18 protein-coding genes are annotated in these 18,908 nt (G+C 61.6%); 6 read left to right on the top strand and 12 right to left on the bottom strand.

The window, feature by feature from the left end; translation table 11 throughout:
* Positions 1 to 28: 28 nt before the first annotated feature.
* The 4 genes from FHT93_RS07765 to FHT93_RS07750 all read right to left on the bottom strand — a co-directional run bounded on the left by FHT93_RS07765 (position 29) and on the right by FHT93_RS07750 (position 4,137).
* Complete coding sequence (locus FHT93_RS07765; protein WP_183846965.1) at positions 29 to 550, bottom strand: GNAT family N-acetyltransferase; 522 nt, start codon at positions 548 to 550, stop codon at positions 29 to 31.
* The gene (locus FHT93_RS07760; protein WP_183846963.1) at positions 547 to 873 is read right to left on the bottom strand and encodes a hypothetical protein; all 327 of its coding nucleotides are present in this window, start codon (positions 871 to 873) and stop codon (positions 547 to 549) included. Before FHT93_RS07760 ends, FHT93_RS07765 begins: the two co-directional genes overlap by 4 nt.
* Positions 874 to 988: 115 nt before the next feature.
* Positions 989 to 1,483, bottom strand: coding sequence for a hypothetical protein (locus tag FHT93_RS07755; RefSeq protein WP_183846961.1), 495 nt, complete (start codon positions 1,481 to 1,483; stop codon positions 989 to 991).
* 161 nt (positions 1,484 to 1,644) lie between these two features.
* Positions 1,645 to 4,137 carry a UvrD-helicase domain-containing protein gene (locus FHT93_RS07750; protein ID WP_112541280.1) on the bottom strand — a complete coding sequence of 831 codons (2,493 nt, stop codon included), beginning with the start codon at positions 4,135 to 4,137 and terminating at the stop codon, positions 1,645 to 1,647.
* Between the two features lie 172 nt (positions 4,138 to 4,309).
* On the opposite strand from FHT93_RS07750, the gene FHT93_RS07745 reads away from it, so the two are divergent.
* Positions 4,310 to 4,579, top strand: coding sequence for a hypothetical protein (locus FHT93_RS07745; protein WP_018115698.1), 270 nt, complete (start codon positions 4,310 to 4,312; stop codon positions 4,577 to 4,579).
* A 9-nt stretch (positions 4,580 to 4,588) separates the two neighbouring features.
* Here FHT93_RS07745 and FHT93_RS07740 read toward each other — a convergent pair whose 3' ends face one another.
* The 7 genes from FHT93_RS07740 to FHT93_RS07710 all read right to left on the bottom strand — a co-directional run bounded on the left by FHT93_RS07740 (position 4,589) and on the right by FHT93_RS07710 (position 10,549).
* Entirely contained in the window at positions 4,589 to 5,266 is a 678-nt protein-coding gene (locus FHT93_RS07740; protein WP_113016608.1) for a YoaK family protein, read from the bottom strand.
* Positions 5,267 to 5,296: 30 nt separating this feature from the next.
* Entirely contained in the window at positions 5,297 to 6,178 is an 882-nt protein-coding gene (locus FHT93_RS07735) for a glyoxalase (protein ID WP_183846959.1), read from the bottom strand.
* 39 nt (positions 6,179 to 6,217) lie between these two features.
* Positions 6,218 to 7,039 carry an alpha/beta hydrolase gene (locus FHT93_RS07730; protein ID WP_029868989.1) on the bottom strand — a complete coding sequence of 274 codons (822 nt, stop codon included), beginning with the start codon at positions 7,037 to 7,039 and terminating at the stop codon, positions 6,218 to 6,220.
* Between the two features lie 128 nt (positions 7,040 to 7,167).
* A complete protein-coding gene (locus FHT93_RS07725; RefSeq protein ID WP_112541284.1) occupies positions 7,168 to 7,596 on the bottom strand; it encodes a DoxX family protein in 429 nt (142 codons plus the stop codon).
* Between the two features lie 10 nt (positions 7,597 to 7,606).
* Positions 7,607 to 9,493 (bottom strand): amidohydrolase, encoded by a 1,887-nt coding sequence (locus FHT93_RS07720; RefSeq protein WP_112541285.1) that lies wholly within the window; start codon positions 9,491 to 9,493, stop codon positions 7,607 to 7,609.
* 27 nt (positions 9,494 to 9,520) lie between these two features.
* Positions 9,521 to 9,790 (bottom strand): XapX domain-containing protein, encoded by a 270-nt coding sequence (locus FHT93_RS07715; protein WP_018115692.1) that lies wholly within the window; start codon positions 9,788 to 9,790, stop codon positions 9,521 to 9,523.
* Between the two features lie 69 nt (positions 9,791 to 9,859).
* Entirely contained in the window at positions 9,860 to 10,549 is a 690-nt protein-coding gene (locus FHT93_RS07710; protein ID WP_183846957.1) for a hydrolase, read from the bottom strand.
* Positions 10,550 to 10,877: 328 nt separating this feature from the next.
* Here FHT93_RS07710 and FHT93_RS07705 point away from each other — a divergent pair, with 328 nt between their 5' ends.
* From FHT93_RS07705 to FHT93_RS07685, 5 genes are all read left to right on the top strand, one after another.
* Positions 10,878 to 11,360 carry a VOC family protein gene (locus tag FHT93_RS07705; protein ID WP_018115690.1) on the top strand — a complete coding sequence of 161 codons (483 nt, stop codon included), beginning with the start codon at positions 10,878 to 10,880 and terminating at the stop codon, positions 11,358 to 11,360.
* 161 nt (positions 11,361 to 11,521) lie between these two features.
* Positions 11,522 to 12,340, top strand: a complete 819-nt coding sequence (locus FHT93_RS07700; protein WP_246781566.1) for an AraC family transcriptional regulator — start codon at positions 11,522 to 11,524, stop codon at positions 12,338 to 12,340.
* Positions 12,341 to 12,587: 247 nt separating this feature from the next.
* Positions 12,588 to 13,802 (top strand): efflux RND transporter periplasmic adaptor subunit, encoded by a 1,215-nt coding sequence (locus FHT93_RS07695; protein ID WP_112969276.1) that lies wholly within the window; start codon positions 12,588 to 12,590, stop codon positions 13,800 to 13,802.
* A complete protein-coding gene (locus tag FHT93_RS07690; protein ID WP_183846955.1) occupies positions 13,799 to 16,951 on the top strand; it encodes an efflux RND transporter permease subunit in 3,153 nt (1,050 codons plus the stop codon). The genes FHT93_RS07695 and FHT93_RS07690 overlap by 4 nt, the downstream gene beginning before the upstream one ends.
* Before the next feature lie 283 nt (positions 16,952 to 17,234).
* Positions 17,235 to 18,233 (top strand): flagellin, encoded by a 999-nt coding sequence (locus FHT93_RS07685; RefSeq protein WP_018115686.1) that lies wholly within the window; start codon positions 17,235 to 17,237, stop codon positions 18,231 to 18,233.
* Between the two features lie 61 nt (positions 18,234 to 18,294).
* Here the strand turns inward: FHT93_RS07685 and FHT93_RS07680 are convergent, their stop codons facing one another.
* Positions 18,295 to 18,882 (bottom strand): NAD(P)H-dependent oxidoreductase, encoded by a 588-nt coding sequence (locus FHT93_RS07680; protein WP_112541290.1) that lies wholly within the window; start codon positions 18,880 to 18,882, stop codon positions 18,295 to 18,297.
* Between the last annotated feature and the right edge of the window lie 26 nt (positions 18,883 to 18,908).

Below are 18,908 nucleotides of genomic sequence, written 5' to 3'. Positions count from 1 at the left end.
GCAAGTATTTCGCGTTTTATATTAGGATTTATGCATGCGATGATGGGGCCGGATGCCTGAATACGAGATCATCGGGATCGCCTTCCTGGCGCGCTGCCGTTGCATCCGGCACGGCGCCCAGCCGCTCGGCCAGCCGGATTGACCTCACATTAGGGCGGGCGACATAGCTCACCAGTGTCTTCAGGCCACGCACAGCGAAGGCCCAATCGCGCAAGGCGACGGCTGCCTCATAGGCATAACCTTTACCCTCGGCCTGCGGATAGACGAGCCAGCCGAGTTCCTTTTCAGGAAACAGCGGGCCGTGATTGATGCCGACCTGGCCGAGGCATTGCTCCGTAACCCGATCTTCCATCATCAGGGCGCCATGGCCTTCGAGCGTCCAGAGCGCGACATCGTGGCAGAACATGCCCCAGGCGACCTTGGTCGAATGCGGACCGCCCATATAGAGGGCGCGGTCGGAGATCATCAGTGCATGATAGTCCGGCCCGTCCGCCATTGCGGGAGCCCGCAGGATCAATCGTTCGGTGTGAAGGGTCGGTATGGTCGTCATCGGATGTCTTGTGCCTGCGTGGACCTGGACTGAAGGTAAGTCGCAATTGCATCCGCGGTTTGAATCGCGGCACCTTGAATCGCATCATTAACGGGCCCGAGGCCCATTTTGATGACGACGATCTCTTCCAGGTAAGCAGCGACTGCCGCGGGCATCGAGCCGTGAAGGAGCATATTGGCGGCGTGTAGAAGATAGGAATCGTATTCGCTGGTGGCGATGGTTCGCCATGCCGGATCATCGACTTGCCTGATGCCGATCGGATCCCAGTGATCCCAGCCAATCCGGCGCAGTATTTTCATATCAACTGTTGAATGATCAGCCATTTCTGCAGCCTCTCCGATAAATCGGGCCCGCGCAAGCAGAGGCGAAGGGAGAAGTCTGCGACTTCGTAAAGCGTTGGCCCGATCAGCGAGGCTCCCCCGGCGGAGCCTCATTGTATCAGGCCGTCTGGTCGCTGTCGCCGGTTGCGGTGGGCGAGTTGCCGTAGGTCGTCTGATATGCGCGAAGCGCGGTCTGCATGTCGGTCAGGACTTTGGCCATCAGGCCGCCGTCCTGATCGTCACCGCCGGCGGCGGCAATCTTCTGCGGGTCGGCGGAAAGAAGTTCCGATGTGGTCAACTTGCCGTCGCCATTCGCATCCAGGGCAGTGAGCGCACCCTTGGAATCGTCACCGTTGTCATCGGTGCCGGCCTTGTTGTCGTCGTCCGTCTTCTGGAGCGAGAGCATGAGCGCCAGAATATCGGCTGCGATCTTCTGAACGACATCGGAGCCGGACGAATCGTCATCACCGGCGGACGAGGCGTTGGTGGATGAGGACTTTGAAGCGGCGGCAAGCTCGTCCGCAGAGACGACGCCGTCACCGTTCTTGTCGAGAGGATTGAGAGGGGCTTGGTACTGGGTCAGCGTGCTGCCCAGAGCTGAAACACTGGTCACTTGAACCTCCTTTGAAGGTCTTGTGAAGCCTGCCTTTCATGGGCGGGCAATGACCGGGCTAAGCCTGTTCGCGAGTCGGGTCAAAGCGGCGTTTTGTCATCTGGAGAAGCGCGTTCGGCTGCGCATGTGATTCCCGACCACACGCCAAGGAAGGTGAGCGGTCAGACCCGCTCTACAAATCCGTCGAGCACCCTCTTCTGGCCGGCGCGATCGAAATCGATCGTCAGCTTGTTGCCTTCGATGCCAGATATGGAGCCGTTACCGAATTTGATGTGGAAGACGCGGTCGCCGAGGGCGAAGCGTGAGGGTTCGGTGGCTGTGGATTTCGCCACCAGTTCGCCCTCGATGGTGCGGCCGCGCGGGCCGCTTTCGCCGTAACCGATGCGTTCCACGGCATGGCCGGAGCGTGTACCCCAGTTGTCGCGGGTGGCGTCGGTCTTGTTGGCCTGGGCGCGTTTCCAGCCCGGCGTCGAATAGGAATTGGCGAAGGGGTCGGCCTTGTCGAAGCGGGACTGGCCATAACCGCCGCCGCGGCCGTAGCCACCGTAATTCTGCTCCATCTCGGCCACTTCCACATGGGTTTCCGGCAGTTCGTCGAGGAAACGGGAGGGGATGGTCGATTGCCAGAGGCCGTGGATGCGGCGGTTGGAGACGAACCAGATGTGGCAGCGGTGCTTGGCGCGGGTGATGCCGACATAGGCGAGGCGGCGCTCTTCCTCCAGGCCGGCACGGCCGGATTCATCGAGGGAGCGCTGATGCGGGAAGAGGCCTTCTTCCCAGCCGGGCAGGAAGACGGTGTCGAATTCGAGGCCCTTGGCCGAGTGCAGCGTCATGATGGAGACGGCGTCGAGATTTTCGTTGGTCTCGGCATCCATGACGAGGGAGACGTGCTCGAGGAAGCCGCGCATGGATTCGAAGCTGTCCATGGAGCGGATGAGTTCCTTGAGGTTTTCAAGGCGACCCGGCGCTTCGGCGCTCTTGTCGTTCTTCCACATGTCGGTATAGCCCGACTCTTCGAGGATCTGCTCGGCAAGCTCGGTATGTGGTGTGTTTTCAAGCAGTTCCTGCCAGCGGCGGAAAGATTGAATCACGTCGAAAAGGGCTTTGCGGGCCTTCGGCTTCAGCTCGTCCGTCTCGATCATGTCGGCAGCGGCCGCCAGCATCGGGATATCGCGGGCACGGGCATAATCATGAAGCGCGCGTACCGTCGTATCGCCGAGGCCGCGTTTGGGCGTGTTGATGATGCGCTCGAAGGCGAGGTCGTCGGCCGACTGCGAGACCAGGCGGAAATAGGCCATGGCATCGCGGATTTCGAGGCGCTCGTAGAAGCGGGGGCCGCCGATGACGCGGTAGTTCAGGCCAAGCGTGACGAAGCGGTCTTCGAATTCGCGCATCTGGAAGGAGGCGCGCACCAGGATCGCCATGTCGTTCAGCAGATGCTTCTTGCCGTCAGCATCGCCGCGCTGCAGGCGCTCGATTTCCTCGCCGATGGCGCGGGCCTCTTCCTCGGAATCCCAGGAGGCATGCACCTGCACCTTGACGTCGTCAGGATCGGAGCGATCGGTGAAGAGCGTCTTGCCGAGGCGGCCTTCATTATGGGTGATGAGATGGGCGGCGGCACCGAGGATATGGGCTGTGGAGCGATAGTTGCGCTCCAGCTTGATGACCTTGGCGCCTGGAAAATCCTTTTCGAAGCGCAGGATATTGTCCACCTCAGCGCCACGCCAGCCATAGATCGACTGGTCGTCGTCGCCGACGCAGCAGACATTCTGTGGCTCGCCCTTGGCGCGCTGGGCGAGAAGCCGCAGCCACATGTATTGGGCGGTGTTGGTGTCCTGGTACTCGTCAACGAGGATGTAGCGGAACTTCTGGTGATATTCCTTCAAGAGGTCCGGTTGCTTGCGGAAGATCGCGATCGGATGCATCAGGAGATCGCCGAAATCGCAGGCGTTCAGCGTCGACAGGCGGTTCTGATAGGCGAAATAGAGATCGCGGCCGCGGCCATTGGCAAAAGCGCGCGCATCTCCCTCAGGAATATCGGCAGGGCCGAGGCCCTTGTTTTTCCAGGTATCGATCATGCCGGCGAACTGCTTGGCCGGCCAGCGTTTGTCGTCGAGGCCTTCGGCCTGGATCAGCTGCTTGATGAGGCGGACCACATCATCTGTATCGAGGATGGTGAAATCGGAGCGCAGGCCGACGAGCTCGGCATGGCGGCGCAGGAGCTTGACGCCGATCGAGTGGAAGGTACCGAGCCAGGGCATGCCTTCAACGGCGCCGCCGACGAGAAGCGCGATACGCTCCTTCATCTCGCGGGCGGCCTTGTTGGTGAAGGTCACGGCGAGGATCTGCGAGGGGAAGGCGCGGCCGGTCTGGAGAATATGGGCGATGCGGGTGGTGAGCACGCGCGTCTTGCCGGTGCCGGCGCCGGCGAGCACGAGAACAGGGCCTTCCAGCGTCTCGACTGCTTCGCGCTGTTCCGGGTTCAGGCCGGTGAGATAATCGGGGCGGCCGCCGTCGCGGGCTGCCATGGCGCGGGCGGCAATGCCGCCGCCGGCGGCGGGCGCCCTTGCTGGAGCGGCAGGCTGTTGCGGCTTGCGCGGCGCATCGCCCGGTTCCTCGTCGAAGAAGGGCATATCGTCGAAACTATTGCTCATGGCGCGTAATGTAGTGATTCGGGAAGGAAAGACCAGAAAAGATGTTCTGCTTTCATTCCCAGCGGCTGCGCTATCCTCAGCAGGTTTGGTTGCCCGGTCGGGAAGCCTGCGCAGGAGTTGTGGTCCTCCTGGACCTCAACTATGGTTTCGCGCCAGCCGTCGGGAGAGCCATATGCATGTCATCGCCATTCTTGCCAATCTGATCCTGCTGATCGCCGTTGTCGCGCTGATCGCGGCGAATGGTTTGCCGGACAGTGGTGAAGGCCTCGGAACCGTCCTCGCCGCCATCGTGTCTCCCGTGTTGAGCACGATCGCCTTGCTGCGCCGCAATGGATCGGTTGCTGAACTCATTTCGCTTGAGATTCGGGCACGCAAGGCGACACTGCGACAGCGCATTGCCGTGGCTGAGGCTGCGACCGCCGGCAGCGGCATCGGCGGCTAAGCGCTGTTCTCAGGCAGCCTTCGGCCCGGCAAAGGCCAGGCAGACCGACACCAGGGCAAAGAGCGGCGGTAGCGCCAGGCACCAGATGCCGACGGTGGCAAAGAGCAGGGCGGCCAGGCCGCAGCCGAGCGCGAAAGCGGCCACTGCAATTGCCATGCGCGACAGGCGGCCTTTCACTGTCTTTGCCTGATCTCCTGACATGCCATGGGCGAGATCGCCGAGATCGATCATGATCTGCGTCGTCGTGCCGGTCATCAGCGTGCTCGGCGGTGACGCGCCGAGATGGATGCGGTGAGCGGCGTTCTGGACCGCCATGGCGATGACGAGCAGCATGCCGGTTGCGACCAGCGGCAGGCCATCCGGATTGGTGAAGGGCGAAAGCCAGATGGCGCAGGCGCCGCCAGCGATCAGGAACAATAGCTTGATGACGAGCAGGATGCGCAAACCTTTCTCGTCACCGGCGGGTACCTTGTAGGTGAGGTAGCGCAACAGGAGGATCGTCAGGCAGAAGACGGGCAGCGCCAGAAGCTTGGCGATGATGCCCGATGTGCCGTGGGTCAGCGCTGCACCGAGGGTGACGAAGTTGCCGGTGACATGGGCGGGAAAGAGACCTCCAAGTGCCAGGAAGCCTGCTGTATCGACATAACCACCGGTAAAGCTCAGAAGCACGGGCAGGGCTGGGCGCATCGGTCTTTTCCCCCTCTGTATATTCGTTCGTCAGTGTGCCGCGGCGGCGTGGATTTCGGCAATATAGCCGCCCGGAAATTCCACCATGGCTGCTCGGCGCTCGCCAGACTGATAGGGCTCGACGAGGATCTCGGCACCGCTGTCCCTGGCTTTCTGGAGCGTCGCGTCAAGATCGGCCGTCTCATAGCCGGTCATCTCGCGGCCGTAGGGGAAGGGCAGATGGCCGTCGGTGACCAGTACGGTCATGCGGCCGAAAACGGATTCGATGCGCAAGCGGTGAAAGGTCTGATCCGGAAGGCCGATCTCGATACCCGGCGCCTTCTCTTCATCGGAAACGACCCTGCCGTGCGAGAAGGCAAGGAAGGCGTGGGTGAAAGCCGCGGCCCGATCAGCCGACACGTAGACCCGGTTTTCCGGGACTGTCGTGAAGGCCGGATAATTCGGCGTGGTCGTGTGCCAGTAAAGCTGCATGTTGATGCCGCCCGGCCACTGGATGACGGCGTCGCGGCCGATCGGGTCGGGGAAGGCTGAGACGATCACATCGGCGCCGGCAGCCTTGGCGGCGGCCACGGCCTTGTCGAGATCGGTGACGAGGTAGCCTGTGCGTTCGCTTCCAAAGGGGTAGGGGATCGGCGTCTTGAAGCCGAAGAGCGAGACGGTGCCAACCGGTGTCTGCAGGAGCTGCGACGTGGTGCTGCTTGGCGTCGGCGTCACCGTTGCCGTCACCTGCCTGGTGCTGGTGCCGCCGAACGTGGCGAGGAAGCTCCTGGCGAAGGCGTCCACGTCGCCGGGGGCGACATAGACATGGGTCGTATCATATTGCGGGCCGACGCCTGACTGTGGCGAGGTGGCAAGGGCCGGAGCGCCGGTCAGGCCGAGAAGGGCAACAAGGGCTAACGATAGACGAAGCATGTATGTATCTCCTTCGGCCCGGCCGGCCGCTCTCATGGATTACGCCTTGATGAAGGCGAGAACGTCGGCGTTGAACTTGTCGGCTTCGGTCTGGGCAAGGCCGTGCGGGGCACCCGGATAGACCTTCAGCGTGCCGTTCTTCAAAAGTTTGATGCCCTTTTCGGCGGCGGCCTTGATCGGCACGATCTGGTCGGCATCGCCGTGAATGAGCAGCGCCGGGACGTCGATCTTCCTGAGGTCGTCGCTGTAATCGACCTCGGAGAACTCATGGATGCAGTCGTAATGGCCCTTGATGCCGCCGGCCATGCCCATCAGCCAGAAGGTTTCGCGCAGGCCCTCATTGACCTTGGCGCCGTCGCGATTGAAGCCGTAGAAGGGCATTGTCAGATCGCGGTAGAACTGCGAGCGGTCGCCGGCCGTGCCCTTGCGGATGCCGTCGAAGACTTCGATCGGCGTGCCCTCGGGATTGGCAGGGGTCTTCAGCATCAGCGGCGGCACGGCGCCGACGAGCACGACCTTGGCGACGCGGCTCGTGCCATGGCGGCCGATATAGTGGGCGACTTCGCCGCCGCCGGTGGAGTGGCCGATCATGACGAGGTTCTTCAGATCGAGCTTCTCGATGAGCTCGGCGAGGTCATCGGCATACTGATCCATATTATTGCCGTTCCACGGCTGGGAGGAACGGCCATGGCCGCGGCGGTCATGAGCGATGACACGGTAGCCCTGCTGGGCGAAATAAAGCATCTGCACTTCCCAGGCATCGCCCGAGAGCGGCCAGCCATGGGAGAAGAGGATCGGCTGGCCGTTGCCCCAATCCTGATAATAGATCGTCGTTCCGTCCTTGGTGGTGATCGTCGGCATCGTCTCTGTCCTATGCTTGGGGTTGGGAGGTATTCGCCTGCTGGCGCGATTTTCTGCACCGTGGTGCGTGACGCGATCAGGAAACATGTTTCAAATGGCCGTGTAAGCGATCCTTTGGTGTAGGTTGCCTATGCCTTGTGCCCAAGATCGAGCCAGGCGACGAGCAGGAAGCCGCCGACGAGGCCGAGATGCTCGAAGAAGGAATTGGTGGCCATGAAGCGCTCCATTCCCACGGGCAATTCCCAGAAACGCAGGGCGAGGAAAGTAGCCATCAGCGTGAAGCCGCCGAGCGCGAGAGCGCCGAGCCAGCGCAGGAATCCGGCGAGAATCATGAGCGAGGCGGCAAGTTCCATGATGATGACGATCGCCGCAAAGACCGGTGCCGGCGACAGGCCGAAATGGGTCATTTCGCCAATCGCGCCCGGAAAATCCGTGAGCTTGTTGAGGCCGCCCTGCAGATAGGCGGCGCAGAGACCGAGATAGGCGATGAAGCGCATCCACGCTGCCCCGAAAAGAGGGCGGACGAAGGATGCAAGCTGGATTTCAAAGGCATGCATGCATCTATCCTCAAACGGCCCAGCAGGCGCAGCCGAGCGCACCCCAGAAGCTCTTGAGATCGGAGACGGGCGCCTTCGAACCCCAGGCATCAGCGTGGGCATGGCCATGGACATTGCAATCATTGGCGCAGCCGCAGGCGGAGATCAGGCGGCGGTGCAGCGAGTTCTTGCCGGCACCTTCGGGTTCGCCCCAGGCAGCATATCCCCTGAAGCTGCGCACCGGCGACCAGTCGGGCATGGCCGGCGGAACCGGGTTTTCGTCGAGACTGGCGAAAATGCCTGATCCATACACGATCTTGCCGCCGACCATGGTGAGCTCCGAGGTGAGGAAGGAGATTTCCTCTTCGGCACAGGCGAAGAAATCCTTGTCCGGCACGATGAGGTCGGCGAACTGGCCCTTTTCGATGCGGCCCTTCTTGCCTTCCTCATTGGAAAACCAGGTGACGTTTTCCGTCCACATGCGCAGGGCCGTTTCACGGTCCAGGCAATTGCGGCGGGGATAGATCGCCAAACCGCCGACGGTGCGGCCCGTGATCATCCAGGAGAGCGAGACCCAGGGATTATAGGAGGCAACGCGCGTGGCATCGGTGCCGGCCGAAACCTTCACACCCTTTTCCAGCATGCGGGCAACGGGCGGGGTGGCTTCTGCGGCGCCCACGCCGTAGTGCTCGACGAAATATTCGCCCTGATAGGCCATGCGGTGCTGCACGGCGATGCCGCCGCCAAGGGCTGCGATGCGGTCGATCGACTGTTCGGAAATGGTCTCGGCATGGTCGAAGAACCAGTTGAGGCCTTCGAGCGGGATATCCTGATTGACCTTCTCGAAGACATCGAGCGCGCGGCTGATCGTCTCGTCATAGGTGGCGTGCAGGCGCCAGGGCCAGCGGTTTTCGGCGAGCACGCGCACGACCTCTTCCAGCTCGCCTTCCATTTCCGGCGGCATATCGGGACGCGGCTGGCGGAAATCCTCGAAATCGGCGGCGGAAAAGACCAGCATTTCGCCGGCGCCGTTATGGCGGAAATAGTCGTTGCCCTGCTTGTATTTCACCGACGCCGTCCAGTTCAGGAAATCCTCCTTCTCCGCTTTCGGCTTCTGGGTGAAGAGATTGTAGGCGAGACGGACGGTCATCTGGCCGTCATCGGCGAGTTTCTGGATGACGGCATAGTCATCGGGATAGTTCTGGAAACCGCCGCCGGCATCGATCACGCCTGTGACGCCCAGGCGGTTCAGCTCGCGCATGAAGTGGCGGGTGGAATTGACCTGATAGTCGAAGGGCAGTTTCGGCCCCTTTGATAGCGTCGAATAGAGAATGCCGGCATTGGGCTTGGCAAGCAGCAGACCGGTCGGATTACCTTGGGCATCGCGGGTGATCTCGCCGCCGGGCGGGTTCGGCGTGTCCCTGGTATAGCCGACGGCGCGCAGCGCGGCGCCATTCAGAAGGGCGCGGTCATAAAGATGCAGGATGAAGACCGGGGTATCGGGCGCGACGGCGTTGATTTCGTCGATGGTCGGCAGGCGCTTCTCAGCGAACTGATGTTCGGTGAAACCACCGACGATTCGCACCCATTGCGGTGCAGGGGTGATGGCCACCTGGCGCTTCAGCATGTTCATCGCGTCGGCGAGCGAGCGCACGCCGTCCCAGCGCAGCTCCATGTTGAAATTCAGACCGCCTCTGACGACGTGGGTGTGATTGTCGATCAGGCCGGGGAGGACGCGTTTGCCCTTGAGATCGACGACCCTGGTCTCCGGTCCCTTGAGCGCCATGATCTCGGCGTCGTGGCCGACGGCGAGGAACCTGCCGTCCTTCACGGCAACGGCGGTGGCGGCCGGGTTGGAGCGGTCGAGCGTGGTGATCAGCCCGTGATGCAGGATGAGGTCGGCGGTCGTGTTTTCCATGGTCTTCGTCCTCGAGCGCGAGCGCTATCAAGCCTTGTCGGAGGGCTTGGCGTCGGAAGGCGTGCTGCCCTTGGGCATGTGGCCGAACATGTGCGGCTTGATCTGATGCAACCACGAGACCGCTGCCGGTTCCTTGTTGATCAGCGTTTTGGCGAAAGGAATGACCTGCTCGCCGACGAGGATGCCGAGCAGGCCGACGAGGGCCACGACCGGCGGCGCAGGCGAACGGACATTGAGAAGGCTATAGACAATGCCGACGAGCAGGCCGGCGCCGAGGGAGAGGAGATAAATTTTCATTTGGGGCCTCGATTCATTTCGGCATGCGGCAACGGGGAAGCGGCGACGAAGCCGCTCCCCGGAGAGAACTCACCTGGCCGGGTTCGGGCCGATGCGCTTGCCATGCGCGATGCGCTCGGGCGCCTTGTGGACATGGGTATAGGCGTAATCGACGCCCATGCCGTAAGCGCCGGAATGTTCCTTCACGATAGCCGTCACCGCATCATAGGTTTCGCGGCGCGCCCAGTCGCGCTGCCATTCGAGCAGCACCTGCTGCCAGGTGACGGGCACACAGCCGGCCTGGACCATGCGGTCCATGGCGTATTTGTGGGCATCGGCGGAGGTGCCGCCCGAGGCATCGGCGACCATATAGATCTCGTAATCGGTGTCGTGCATGCAGGAGAGCGCGAAGGTGGTGTTGCAGACTTCCGTCCAGAGGCCTGAGACGACGACCTTCTTGCGGCCGTCGGCGGCGTTCTTCGCCAATGCGTCGCGAACGTTCTGATCGTCCCAGGAATTCATCGAAGTGCGTTCGAGGATCGTGTTTTCGGGGAAGACGGCGAGCAGCTCCGGATAGGTGTGGCCCGAGAAGGCTTCGGTCTCGACCGTGGTTATGGTGGTCGGAACCTTGAAGGTCTTGGCCGCCTTGGCGAGGCCGACGACGTTGTTCTTCAGCGCCTGGCGGTCGATAGACTGGACGCAGAAGGCCATTTGCGGCTGCTGGTCGATGAAGATCAACTGGCTGTTTTCCGGTGTCAGGACTTCGAGATATCTGGACATTGAGCGTTCTCCCTGGTCGTGGGGCCTTGCGGCCAATAAACGGGCTGCCGGGCTGTCGCCAAAAGAGGCTGGCGGGCGTCGGTCGGCATCGCTTCCCCGCAAGAGCGAGGCTGCGAATTGACGGCGAACCTACTTGGCAAACGGCAAATCCGATTGTCGGTTCTGACCCTCTTTTGTCGAAAATTGCTCTCGGCTGAAGAGGCTCCGCGGAAGGCCCCGGAGACGTTGAAAAATCGCTATTCGAGAAAAAATTGCGCCGTCCTGTCGGGAGAGGCCATGCCCATGCGTCCTAGGGCCATAGTGACCAACAGCTCAAGGAGGACAGTTCATGGTCAAGGTCATTTCCTTTCTCTGGTTTGCCGAACAGGCGCGCGAAGCGGTCGAATTCTATGTCTCGCTGGTTCCCGATTCTTCGATCGGCGATATCACGACAGTGCCATCTGAAACCCCGAGCGGGCCTCCCGGCAGCGTCGAGATCGTGGAATTCACGCTCGGCAATCAGAATTTCATCGCCATGCAGGCCGGGCCGTTCGAGCAGTTCAACCATGCTTTCTCGGTGCAGGTCGTCTGCGAGAATCAGGCGGAGCTCGACCGCATCTGGGATGGCTTCCTCGCCAATGGCGGAACGGCCGAACATTGCGGCTGGCTCAGGGATCGCTGGGGTCTCTCCTGGCAGATCGTGCCCAAGGCGCTGGCCGAGATGATGAGCGGCACGCGCAAGGGCAATGCCAAGAAGATGACCGAAGCAATGCTGAAGATGATCAAGATCGACGTCGCTACCCTGGAGCAGGCGTTTCAGGAAGCCGCCTGACACCAGGGAATCGATGCGACGCGAGCGGACGGCAGCCTCGAAGGGGCTGCCGTTTCGATTTCGCCAGGTGGATTTCGAAAGCAAACAATGCGATTATGACAGTGGGAGGCAATTCGAAAACGGGGGTGATTGAATTGGCATCTCGGCCAAAGGTTTCATTGTTGAAAGCCGGTGCAGTCTCGATCGTGCGCATGCGCAGCACCAGCGCCGACCATGACGAAAGCGGGCCGATTCCCCAGGCGGAGGCTTTCAGCGTCATCGCCCAGTTGAAACCTTTCGACAATCATCGCCTCTGGCGCGGCGGCAAGCTCGTTCACGACGGCGGCCATTCGGCAGGCGCGCTGGCGATCACCGATCTCGGGGAGGAATGGCGCTGCCACCATCGCTCCTCTTTCGACAATATGCGCTTCAATATTTCCCGGCAGGGGCTTGCCGATTTCAGCTACGAGGCGGGACGGTCGGGCTTCAATGGGCTCGATTGCGGGCAGGGCCAGCTTGATCCTGTCGTGCAGGCGCTTGCGACGGCGTTGCTCCCGGCGCTCAGCCAGCCGGCGCATGCGAGCGCGCTCTTCATCGATCACATCCTGCTGGCGCTGCAGGCGCATCTTGTGACGCGTTACGGCAAGATCAACCTGCCGGCCGAACGTAGCGGCGGGCTCTCGGGGCGTCAGCTCAACATGGCGACAGCTTTCCTTGCTTCGCTGACGGCGCGGGAGGCGACGATCTCGGATGTCGCGGCGCAATGCGGGCTGTCGACCAGCTATTTCATTCGCGCCTTCAAGAAATCGACCGGCCGCACGCCGCACCGGTGGCTGCTCGAATATCGGGCGGAGAAAGCGCGACAGATGCTGCTTGGCACCGCCTCCATTGCCGAGATCGCGGTTGCCTGCGGTTTTGCCGACCAGAGCCATCTGACGCGTATCTTCACCGCGCTCCACGGCGTCTCGCCCGGAACATGGCGACGGGAGAGGCGCATCTGAAGCCTGGCGCGGTGCCGGACGGAAATCGCTGCGCAGTTTTGCCGACACTGCTTTAGCGTCGTTCAAGTAAAAGTGAGCGCACGGGTTATTTTCAAAGTTTGCTGATATTACAAATCGGTAATGACGGGTGGTTGTGCTTGCTGCCGGCCGGGGAAAGGTGCGATATTGTCGCACCAGGTGAGACTTTTTGTCTCGCGCGCCTCTTTCGACCGACCCTGGACAACCTCGAGTCCCTCCGGAGACGTGAATGCCCTTTTGGAAGCAATTTGTACTTTGTCTTGTCGTCATTATCGCCGGCTTTGCCGCGTGGGTCTATTTTGTGCCCGGCGCCGGCGAGACGATGCGCAATGCCGGTATTCCCGACAGCATCGTTTCCAGGATCGCACCGAAGAGCGAAGAGGCAGCCGATGCCGGCGCGGGGCAGACTCAAGGTGGCCAAGCGCAAGGGCAGGGGCAGGGGCAGAACCGCCGCAATGGCGGCGGTGGCGGCGGACGCAATGGCGCGGTGCTTGTCGTCACCCAGGCCGTGGTGCAGGGCGTCGTCAACGACCGGCTGAATGCGATCGGCACGGGTGACGCGATCCGCTCCGTTGCGGTCACGCCGCAGGCGACGGGTACGATCCGCGAGATCCTGATCAAGTCAGGCGATATGGTGAAGCAGGGGCAGGTTCTCGCCAAGCTCGACAGCGAGGAGCAGGTCATTGCCCAGGGGCAGGCGCAGGTGGCGCTGAATAGCGCGCTCGAGAAATCCAGCCTCTACCACAATATCAAGTCCAGCGTTTCGCGCATGGATGTCTTCGATTCCGAGATCGCCGAGCAGAATGCGCGGCTGCAATTGCAGGCCGCCGATCTCAATCTCCAGCGCCGCAATATCGTGGCCCCCATCGACGGCATCGTCGGCATCGTGCCCGTCAATATCGGTGACAATGTCACCACCTCGACGCCGATCGTGACATTGGACGATCGCACCGAAATCCTCGTCGATTACTGGGTGCCGGAGCGTTTCGCCAATACGGTTTCCGTTGGCCAAGTGGTTGAGGCAACGTCCGTGGCGCGGCCGGGCAAAATCTTTTCGGGCGTGCTTGAAGCGGTCGACAACCGTATCGACGCGGCAAGCCGGACGCTGCGCCTGCGCGGCCGGATCGACAACAGCTCGGACGAGCTGCGCGCGGGCATGTCCTTCGCTGTCAGCATGAAGTTTGCCGGCGATAAATATCCAGCCGTCAACCCGCTTTCCGTCCAGTGGGATGCCCAAGGCTCCTTCGTCTGGCGGGTGACCGACGACAAGTCGCACAAGGTGCGGGTCACGGTCGTGCAGCGCAATCCGGACTATGTGCTGGTCAAGGCTGACTTGAAGGATGGCGATCAGATCGTCACCCAGGGCCTGCAGCGCGTGCGCGAGAACGGCGCTGTGCGCACGGCGACCGATGTTGCCGCAAACGACAAGGTCGCCGCCCAATGAGCGTGACAGAGATCCACCAGGACAAACCGGAATCCGGCAAGGCGACCTTCACCGCACTCTTCGTGCGCCGGCCGATCCTGGCGCTGGTCTTCAATACGCTGATGGTGGTGGCCGGTCTTGCGGCCTATGTGGGCGTCGAAGTGCGCGAGCTGCCCGATGTCGACCGGCCGGTCGTGACCGTGCGCACGACATTCGACGGCGCTTCGCCGCAGACGATCGACCAGGAATTGACCAAGGTCATCGAAGGCGCGGTCGCGCGCGTCAGCGGTCTCAAATCCATCTCTTCCAGTTCCCAGTTCGGCCAGAGCCGTGTCACGCTGGAATTTTCCGATTCCATCGATCTGGCCGTTGCCGCCAATGACGTGCGTGACGCAATCGGCCGCATCGCCCAGAACCTGCCCGATGAGGCGGATGCGCCGCAGATCGTCAAGGCGGATTCGGACTCTTCGGCGATCATGCGCCTCGCGGTGACGTCGGATACGCTCAACATGGACGATCTGACATTGCTCGTCGAGAACGAGGTGGTCGACCGTCTGGCCTCTGTTGATGGCGTTGCCGATGTCGAAGAATACGGCGATCAGGAAAAGGTCTTCCGTGTCGACGTCGATCAGGGGGCACTTGCAAGCCGCGGGCTGACCATCGGTGATCTCACCAAGGCGCTCGACAATGCCGCGCTCGACGTGCCGGCCGGTTCGCTGAAGAGCCCGATGCAGGATATCGTGGTGCGCGCAACCGCCAGCCTGCAGACACCCGAGGACTTCCAGAACGTCATCCTGCAGCACAATGTGCGTCTCGACGATGTTGCGACCGTGACGCTCGGGCCGCGCGACGGCGAGACGGCGCTGCGTTCCAATGGCAAACCGGGCATCGGTCTCGGTATCATCCGCCAGGCGCAGTCGAATACGCTGAATATTTCCACCGGCATTCATGCTGCCGTCGACCAGCTTTCGAAGACGCTGCCGAAGGGCACGACGATCGCAATCACCAGCGACGATGCCGTGTTCATCGAGGGCGCGATCCATGAAGTGGTGCTGGCGCTGCTGCTTTCGGCAGTCATCGTCACCGTCGTCATCTATCTCTTCCTGCGCGACTGGCGCGCAACGCTGATCCCGTCCGTCTCGATGCCGGTGGCGCTGATCGGCACGCTGGCGGCGATCTATATGGTCGGCTTCTCGATCAACATCCTGACGCTGCTTGCGATCGTGCTCGCGACCGGTCTCGTGGTCGACGACGCCATCGTCGTGCTCGAAAACATCGTGCGTCGACGCTCGGAGGGCATGGGGCCGCGCGCGGCGGCCGTGCTCGGCACGCGCGAAGTCTTCTTCGCCGTCATCGCGACAACGGCCACACTTGCCGCCGTCTTCATTCCGCTGTCCTTCCTGCCGGGGCAGGTGGGTGGTCTTTTCCGCGAATTCGGTTTCGTGCTTGCCTTCTCGGTCGGCCTGTCGTCGATCGTGGCACTGACGCTGTGTCCGATGCTCGCCTCTCGCATGCTGACCAAGCCGATGATCGAGGACCACGGATTGCTCGGCCGCTTCGGCGAGGCTTTCGCCGGCCTCTACAAATGGGCGCTGCATGCCTGCCTGAACGCGCCTGTCGTCGTCATCGTCTTCTCCCTTATCTTCGGCGGTGCAGCTGTTGTCGCTTTCGGCACGGTCAAGAGCGAACTGACGCCGGAGGAAGACCGCGCCATGGTGATGATGCGGCTGACAACGCCGCAGGGTTCCAGCCTCGAATATACGCGCGACAAGCTGCAGCTCGTGGAGGAATATCTGCAGCCGCTTGTCGACAGCGGCGATATCAGGAACGTCTTCTCGATCTCCGGTCAGGGCGGCGCTTCCAACAGCGGCTTCATGGTGCTGACGCTGGCGCCCTGGGGCGAGCGCCACCGCACGCAGGCCGATATCGTCCGCGACATCAACCAGGCTGCGTCAAAGGTGCCGGCGCTGCGCGGAAATGCGATCTCGTCGAACAGCCTGCGTATTCGCGGCGCCGGCAGCGGCCTGCAGATGGCGCTGATCGGCAATGATCACGAGGCGCTGACGGCGGCGGCCGCCAAGCTCGTGCAGCAGCTCGATGCCAGCGGCCAGTACGATACGCCACGCCTGACCAACGAACCGTCGCAGGCGCAAGTCTCCGTCGCAATCGATCGTGAACGGGCCTCCGATCTCGGTATCGATATCACCGGCCTTTCGACCGCCATCCAGTCGCTGCTCGAAGGAAGATCGGTGGTCGACGTCTTCGTCAATGGCGAATCCTATCCGGTGCTTCTGACCTCGACGATGCGGCCGATCGACGACCCGACCGATCTTGAAAACGTCTTCCTGAAGACCGGCGACGGCAAGATCGTGCCGATGTCGGTCATCGCTTCGCTGAAGGAAGGCTCGGTCGCCCCGCAGCTCAACCGTGAACAGCAGCTCGCCTCGGTGGCGATCACCGCCGGCCTGAAGGACGGTATGTCGCTTGGCGACGCCGTGAAGAATGTCACGCAAATGGCAGCACCGCTGTTGCCGGCCGGCGCGCGCCTGCTGCCGCTCGCAGAAGCTGCGACGCTGGAGGAGAACTCCAGCGGCATGGCGCTGACCTTCGGCTTTGCGATCGTCATCATCTTTCTGGTGCTCGCGGCACAGTTCGAAAGCGTGCTGTCGTCGCTGATCATCATGTCGACGGTGCCGCTCGGTCTTGCATGCGCGGTCTTCGCGCTTGTCATCACCGGCTCCAGTCTCAACATTTACAGCCAGATCGGCCTGGTGCTGCTTGTCGGCGTCATGGCGAAGAACGGCATCCTCATCGTGGAATTCGCCAACCAGCTGCGTGACCGCGGCGAGGACGTACGCTCGTCCATCGAGAAGGCCTGCGCGCTTCGCCTGCGCCCGGTCATGATGACGATGATCGCGACCATTCTTGGGGGCGTTCCGCTGGTCTTTGCGCATGGTGCGGGTGCGGAAGCGCGCGTGGCGCTCGGCTGGGTCATCGTCGGCGGCCTCGGCTTCGCGACGCTGGTGACGTTGTTCATCACGCCGGTTGCCTATCTCCTGATTGCCCGGTTCGCCAAGCCGCATGCCCATGAGGAAGCGCGCCTGCACGAGGAAATGACGCATGCGACGCGTCCGAAGCCGGATCCGCAGCAGCTTCAGGCTGCCGAGTAAGAGGGCGAACAAGCTTTTTTAATACTTTCGAAAACGCCTGCCGTATCTCTCCGGCAGGCGTTTTTATGGTGTATGAAGTCTTGTGAAATAAGATAAATTACTTCTGAACTTTAGCCGTTTATTAAGCATAAGCGGCAATGATCGCGATCAGTAACCGGCCGGTCTTCCCCAGTTTTTCCGAAGGCCACTGCGCTGATTTTCCAGCGACGGCGGACATGAGCGTCCGCTTGATTTCGGTACATCCTGTTGTGTTGCGTCTTGTTGTGTTTTTGGAGTTCGTACCGTGAGTATTTATCAGCGCACCTCCGTGGATGCGGCGCTTAATGTGCTGCGTGATATTAATCGGAACATGACGGTGACGCAGAACCATGTCACGACAGGTCTGCGCGTCGAAAAATCAAAAGATAATGCCGCTTATTGGTCGGTTGCGACGACAGCTCGCCACGACAACAAGGCGCTTTCCGCCATTCAGGATGCCCTCGGCATGGCGGCTGCCACCATGGGTACAGCATCGGCGGGCGTCGACAGCGTCGTCGACGTCGTCACCGAGATCAAGGCAAAGCTTGTGGCGGCAACCGAGCAGGGCGTCGACAAGACAAAGATCGGTGAAGAGCTCGAGCAGTTGAAGGCGCAGCTGCGCAGCGTTTCCGAGGGTGCGGGCTTCAACAACGACAACTGGATCATCCTCGACAATACGACGACGCCGACGCAGCCGCGCCAGATCCCGGCCTCCTTCATCCGCAATTCGGACGGGACGGTATCGGTGGGCATGCTGAGCTATCATATCGATATCCCGCCGAGCGGCGCGACCTCCTCCAAGGATGCACGCTATGTGATCGACGACCGGGCAGGCGGCACCGGCGAATATGGCGTTCTGACTTCCGACTTCTTCGCAAGCGAACTGGGCGCGGCGCAGAATTGGGTGCTGACGAAGAGCAAGAACGGCAACACGGCCGGCCAGGTGGAAATCGGCCTGACGGCAAGTACCAGCAAACAGGACCTGAACGAGATGATCAGCGTCGTCGATGCCGCGCTCGGACAGTTGACGACCGTCGGTTCGGCTTTCGGCGCACTGGAAAAGCGCATCAGCATCCAGGACGAATTCGCCAAGAACCTGTCCGACAATCTTACCACGGGTATCGGCCGCCTCGTCGATGCCGACATGGAGACGGAATCGAGCAAACTCAAGGCATTGCAGACCCAGCAGCAGCTCGGTCTGCAATCGCTGAATATCGCCAACGCATCCTACGACACGGTTCGTCAGCTCTTCCAGAATTTCTGATTTCGGTTTTGTAGTGCCGGCCGCGCGGCCAGCGATGCTCGCCGCGCGGTTTTCTTTGGCTTCAGGCAGCCTTGGCGGCCATCGTTGCCTTGGCCCACCAGACCAGTTCGTCGAGGGCTGCCTTTGCCGTCGGCAGCAGGTTCGCCTCGATCTCCTCGATCGGCTTGTTGCCGAAGGCCGGGTGGATCGACATGAAGTCGCTGCCGCCGATATGCACGGCACTGCGGGTCGAGACCATATGGAGCTCGACGCCGATCCCACGCAGATGTTCGACCGCGCGCGTGGCACCCGTGCCGCCATAGCCGATCGCGGTGAACGGCTTGCGCATCCATTCCTTGTAGGCCTGGTCGAGCGCGTTCTTGAGAACGCCGGTGATCGAATGATTGTATTCGGCGACGACGAAGATATAGCCGTCGAAGCGGCCGATCGTTTCCTGCCACCGCACCGCTTCCGGATTCTGGCTTGGCATCCAGAAGTTAGATGCCATTTCCTCGAAGAAGGGGAGCGGGTGATCGCGCAGGTCGACCAGCTCGACGTCGAAGTCGTCACGTGCCTGAGCTTGTTTCAGTATCCATTGTGCCGGGGCATCGGCGAAACGGGTGGGGCGGGTAGAGCCGATAATAACGGCGATACGGGGCTTAGAATTCATAGTAACCTCCTGTATGCTGGTTTCCA

It is taken from the genome of Rhizobium sp. BK379, assembly GCF_014193955.1.
Taxonomy (GTDB): domain Bacteria; phylum Pseudomonadota; class Alphaproteobacteria; order Rhizobiales; family Rhizobiaceae; genus Rhizobium.
This window is presented reverse-complemented; position numbering and strand designations above follow the sequence as displayed.

What these genes read in the sequence shown, in the direction of transcription:
- FHT93_RS07765 (WP_183846965.1), bottom strand. Translation starts at nt 550, where the DNA reads ATGACGACCATACCGACCCTTCACACCGAACGATTGATCCTGCGGGCT.
- FHT93_RS07760 (WP_183846963.1), bottom strand. Translation starts at nt 873, where the DNA reads ATGGCTGATCATTCAACAGTTGATATGAAAATACTGCGCCGGATTGGC.
- FHT93_RS07750 (WP_112541280.1), bottom strand. Translation starts at nt 4,137, where the DNA reads ATGAGCAATAGTTTCGACGATATGCCCTTCTTCGACGAGGAACCGGGC.
- FHT93_RS07745 (WP_018115698.1), top strand. Translation starts at nt 4,310, where the DNA reads ATGCATGTCATCGCCATTCTTGCCAATCTGATCCTGCTGATCGCCGTT.
- FHT93_RS07740 (WP_113016608.1), bottom strand. Translation starts at nt 5,266, where the DNA reads ATGCGCCCAGCCCTGCCCGTGCTTCTGAGCTTTACCGGTGGTTATGTC.
- FHT93_RS07735 (WP_183846959.1), bottom strand. Translation starts at nt 6,178, where the DNA reads ATGCTTCGTCTATCGTTAGCCCTTGTTGCCCTTCTCGGCCTGACCGGC.
- FHT93_RS07730 (WP_029868989.1), bottom strand. Translation starts at nt 7,039, where the DNA reads ATGCCGACGATCACCACCAAGGACGGAACGACGATCTATTATCAGGAT.
- FHT93_RS07725 (WP_112541284.1), bottom strand. Translation starts at nt 7,596, where the DNA reads ATGCATGCCTTTGAAATCCAGCTTGCATCCTTCGTCCGCCCTCTTTTC.
- FHT93_RS07720 (WP_112541285.1), bottom strand. Translation starts at nt 9,493, where the DNA reads ATGGAAAACACGACCGCCGACCTCATCCTGCATCACGGGCTGATCACC.
- FHT93_RS07715 (WP_018115692.1), bottom strand. Translation starts at nt 9,790, where the DNA reads ATGAAAATTTATCTCCTCTCCCTCGGCGCCGGCCTGCTCGTCGGCATT.
- FHT93_RS07710 (WP_183846957.1), bottom strand. Translation starts at nt 10,549, where the DNA reads ATGTCCAGATATCTCGAAGTCCTGACACCGGAAAACAGCCAGTTGATC.
- FHT93_RS07705 (WP_018115690.1), top strand. Translation starts at nt 10,878, where the DNA reads ATGGTCAAGGTCATTTCCTTTCTCTGGTTTGCCGAACAGGCGCGCGAA.
- FHT93_RS07695 (WP_112969276.1), top strand. Translation starts at nt 12,588, where the DNA reads ATGCCCTTTTGGAAGCAATTTGTACTTTGTCTTGTCGTCATTATCGCC.
- FHT93_RS07690 (WP_183846955.1), top strand. Translation starts at nt 13,799, where the DNA reads ATGAGCGTGACAGAGATCCACCAGGACAAACCGGAATCCGGCAAGGCG.
- FHT93_RS07680 (WP_112541290.1), bottom strand. Translation starts at nt 18,882, where the DNA reads ATGAATTCTAAGCCCCGTATCGCCGTTATTATCGGCTCTACCCGCCCC.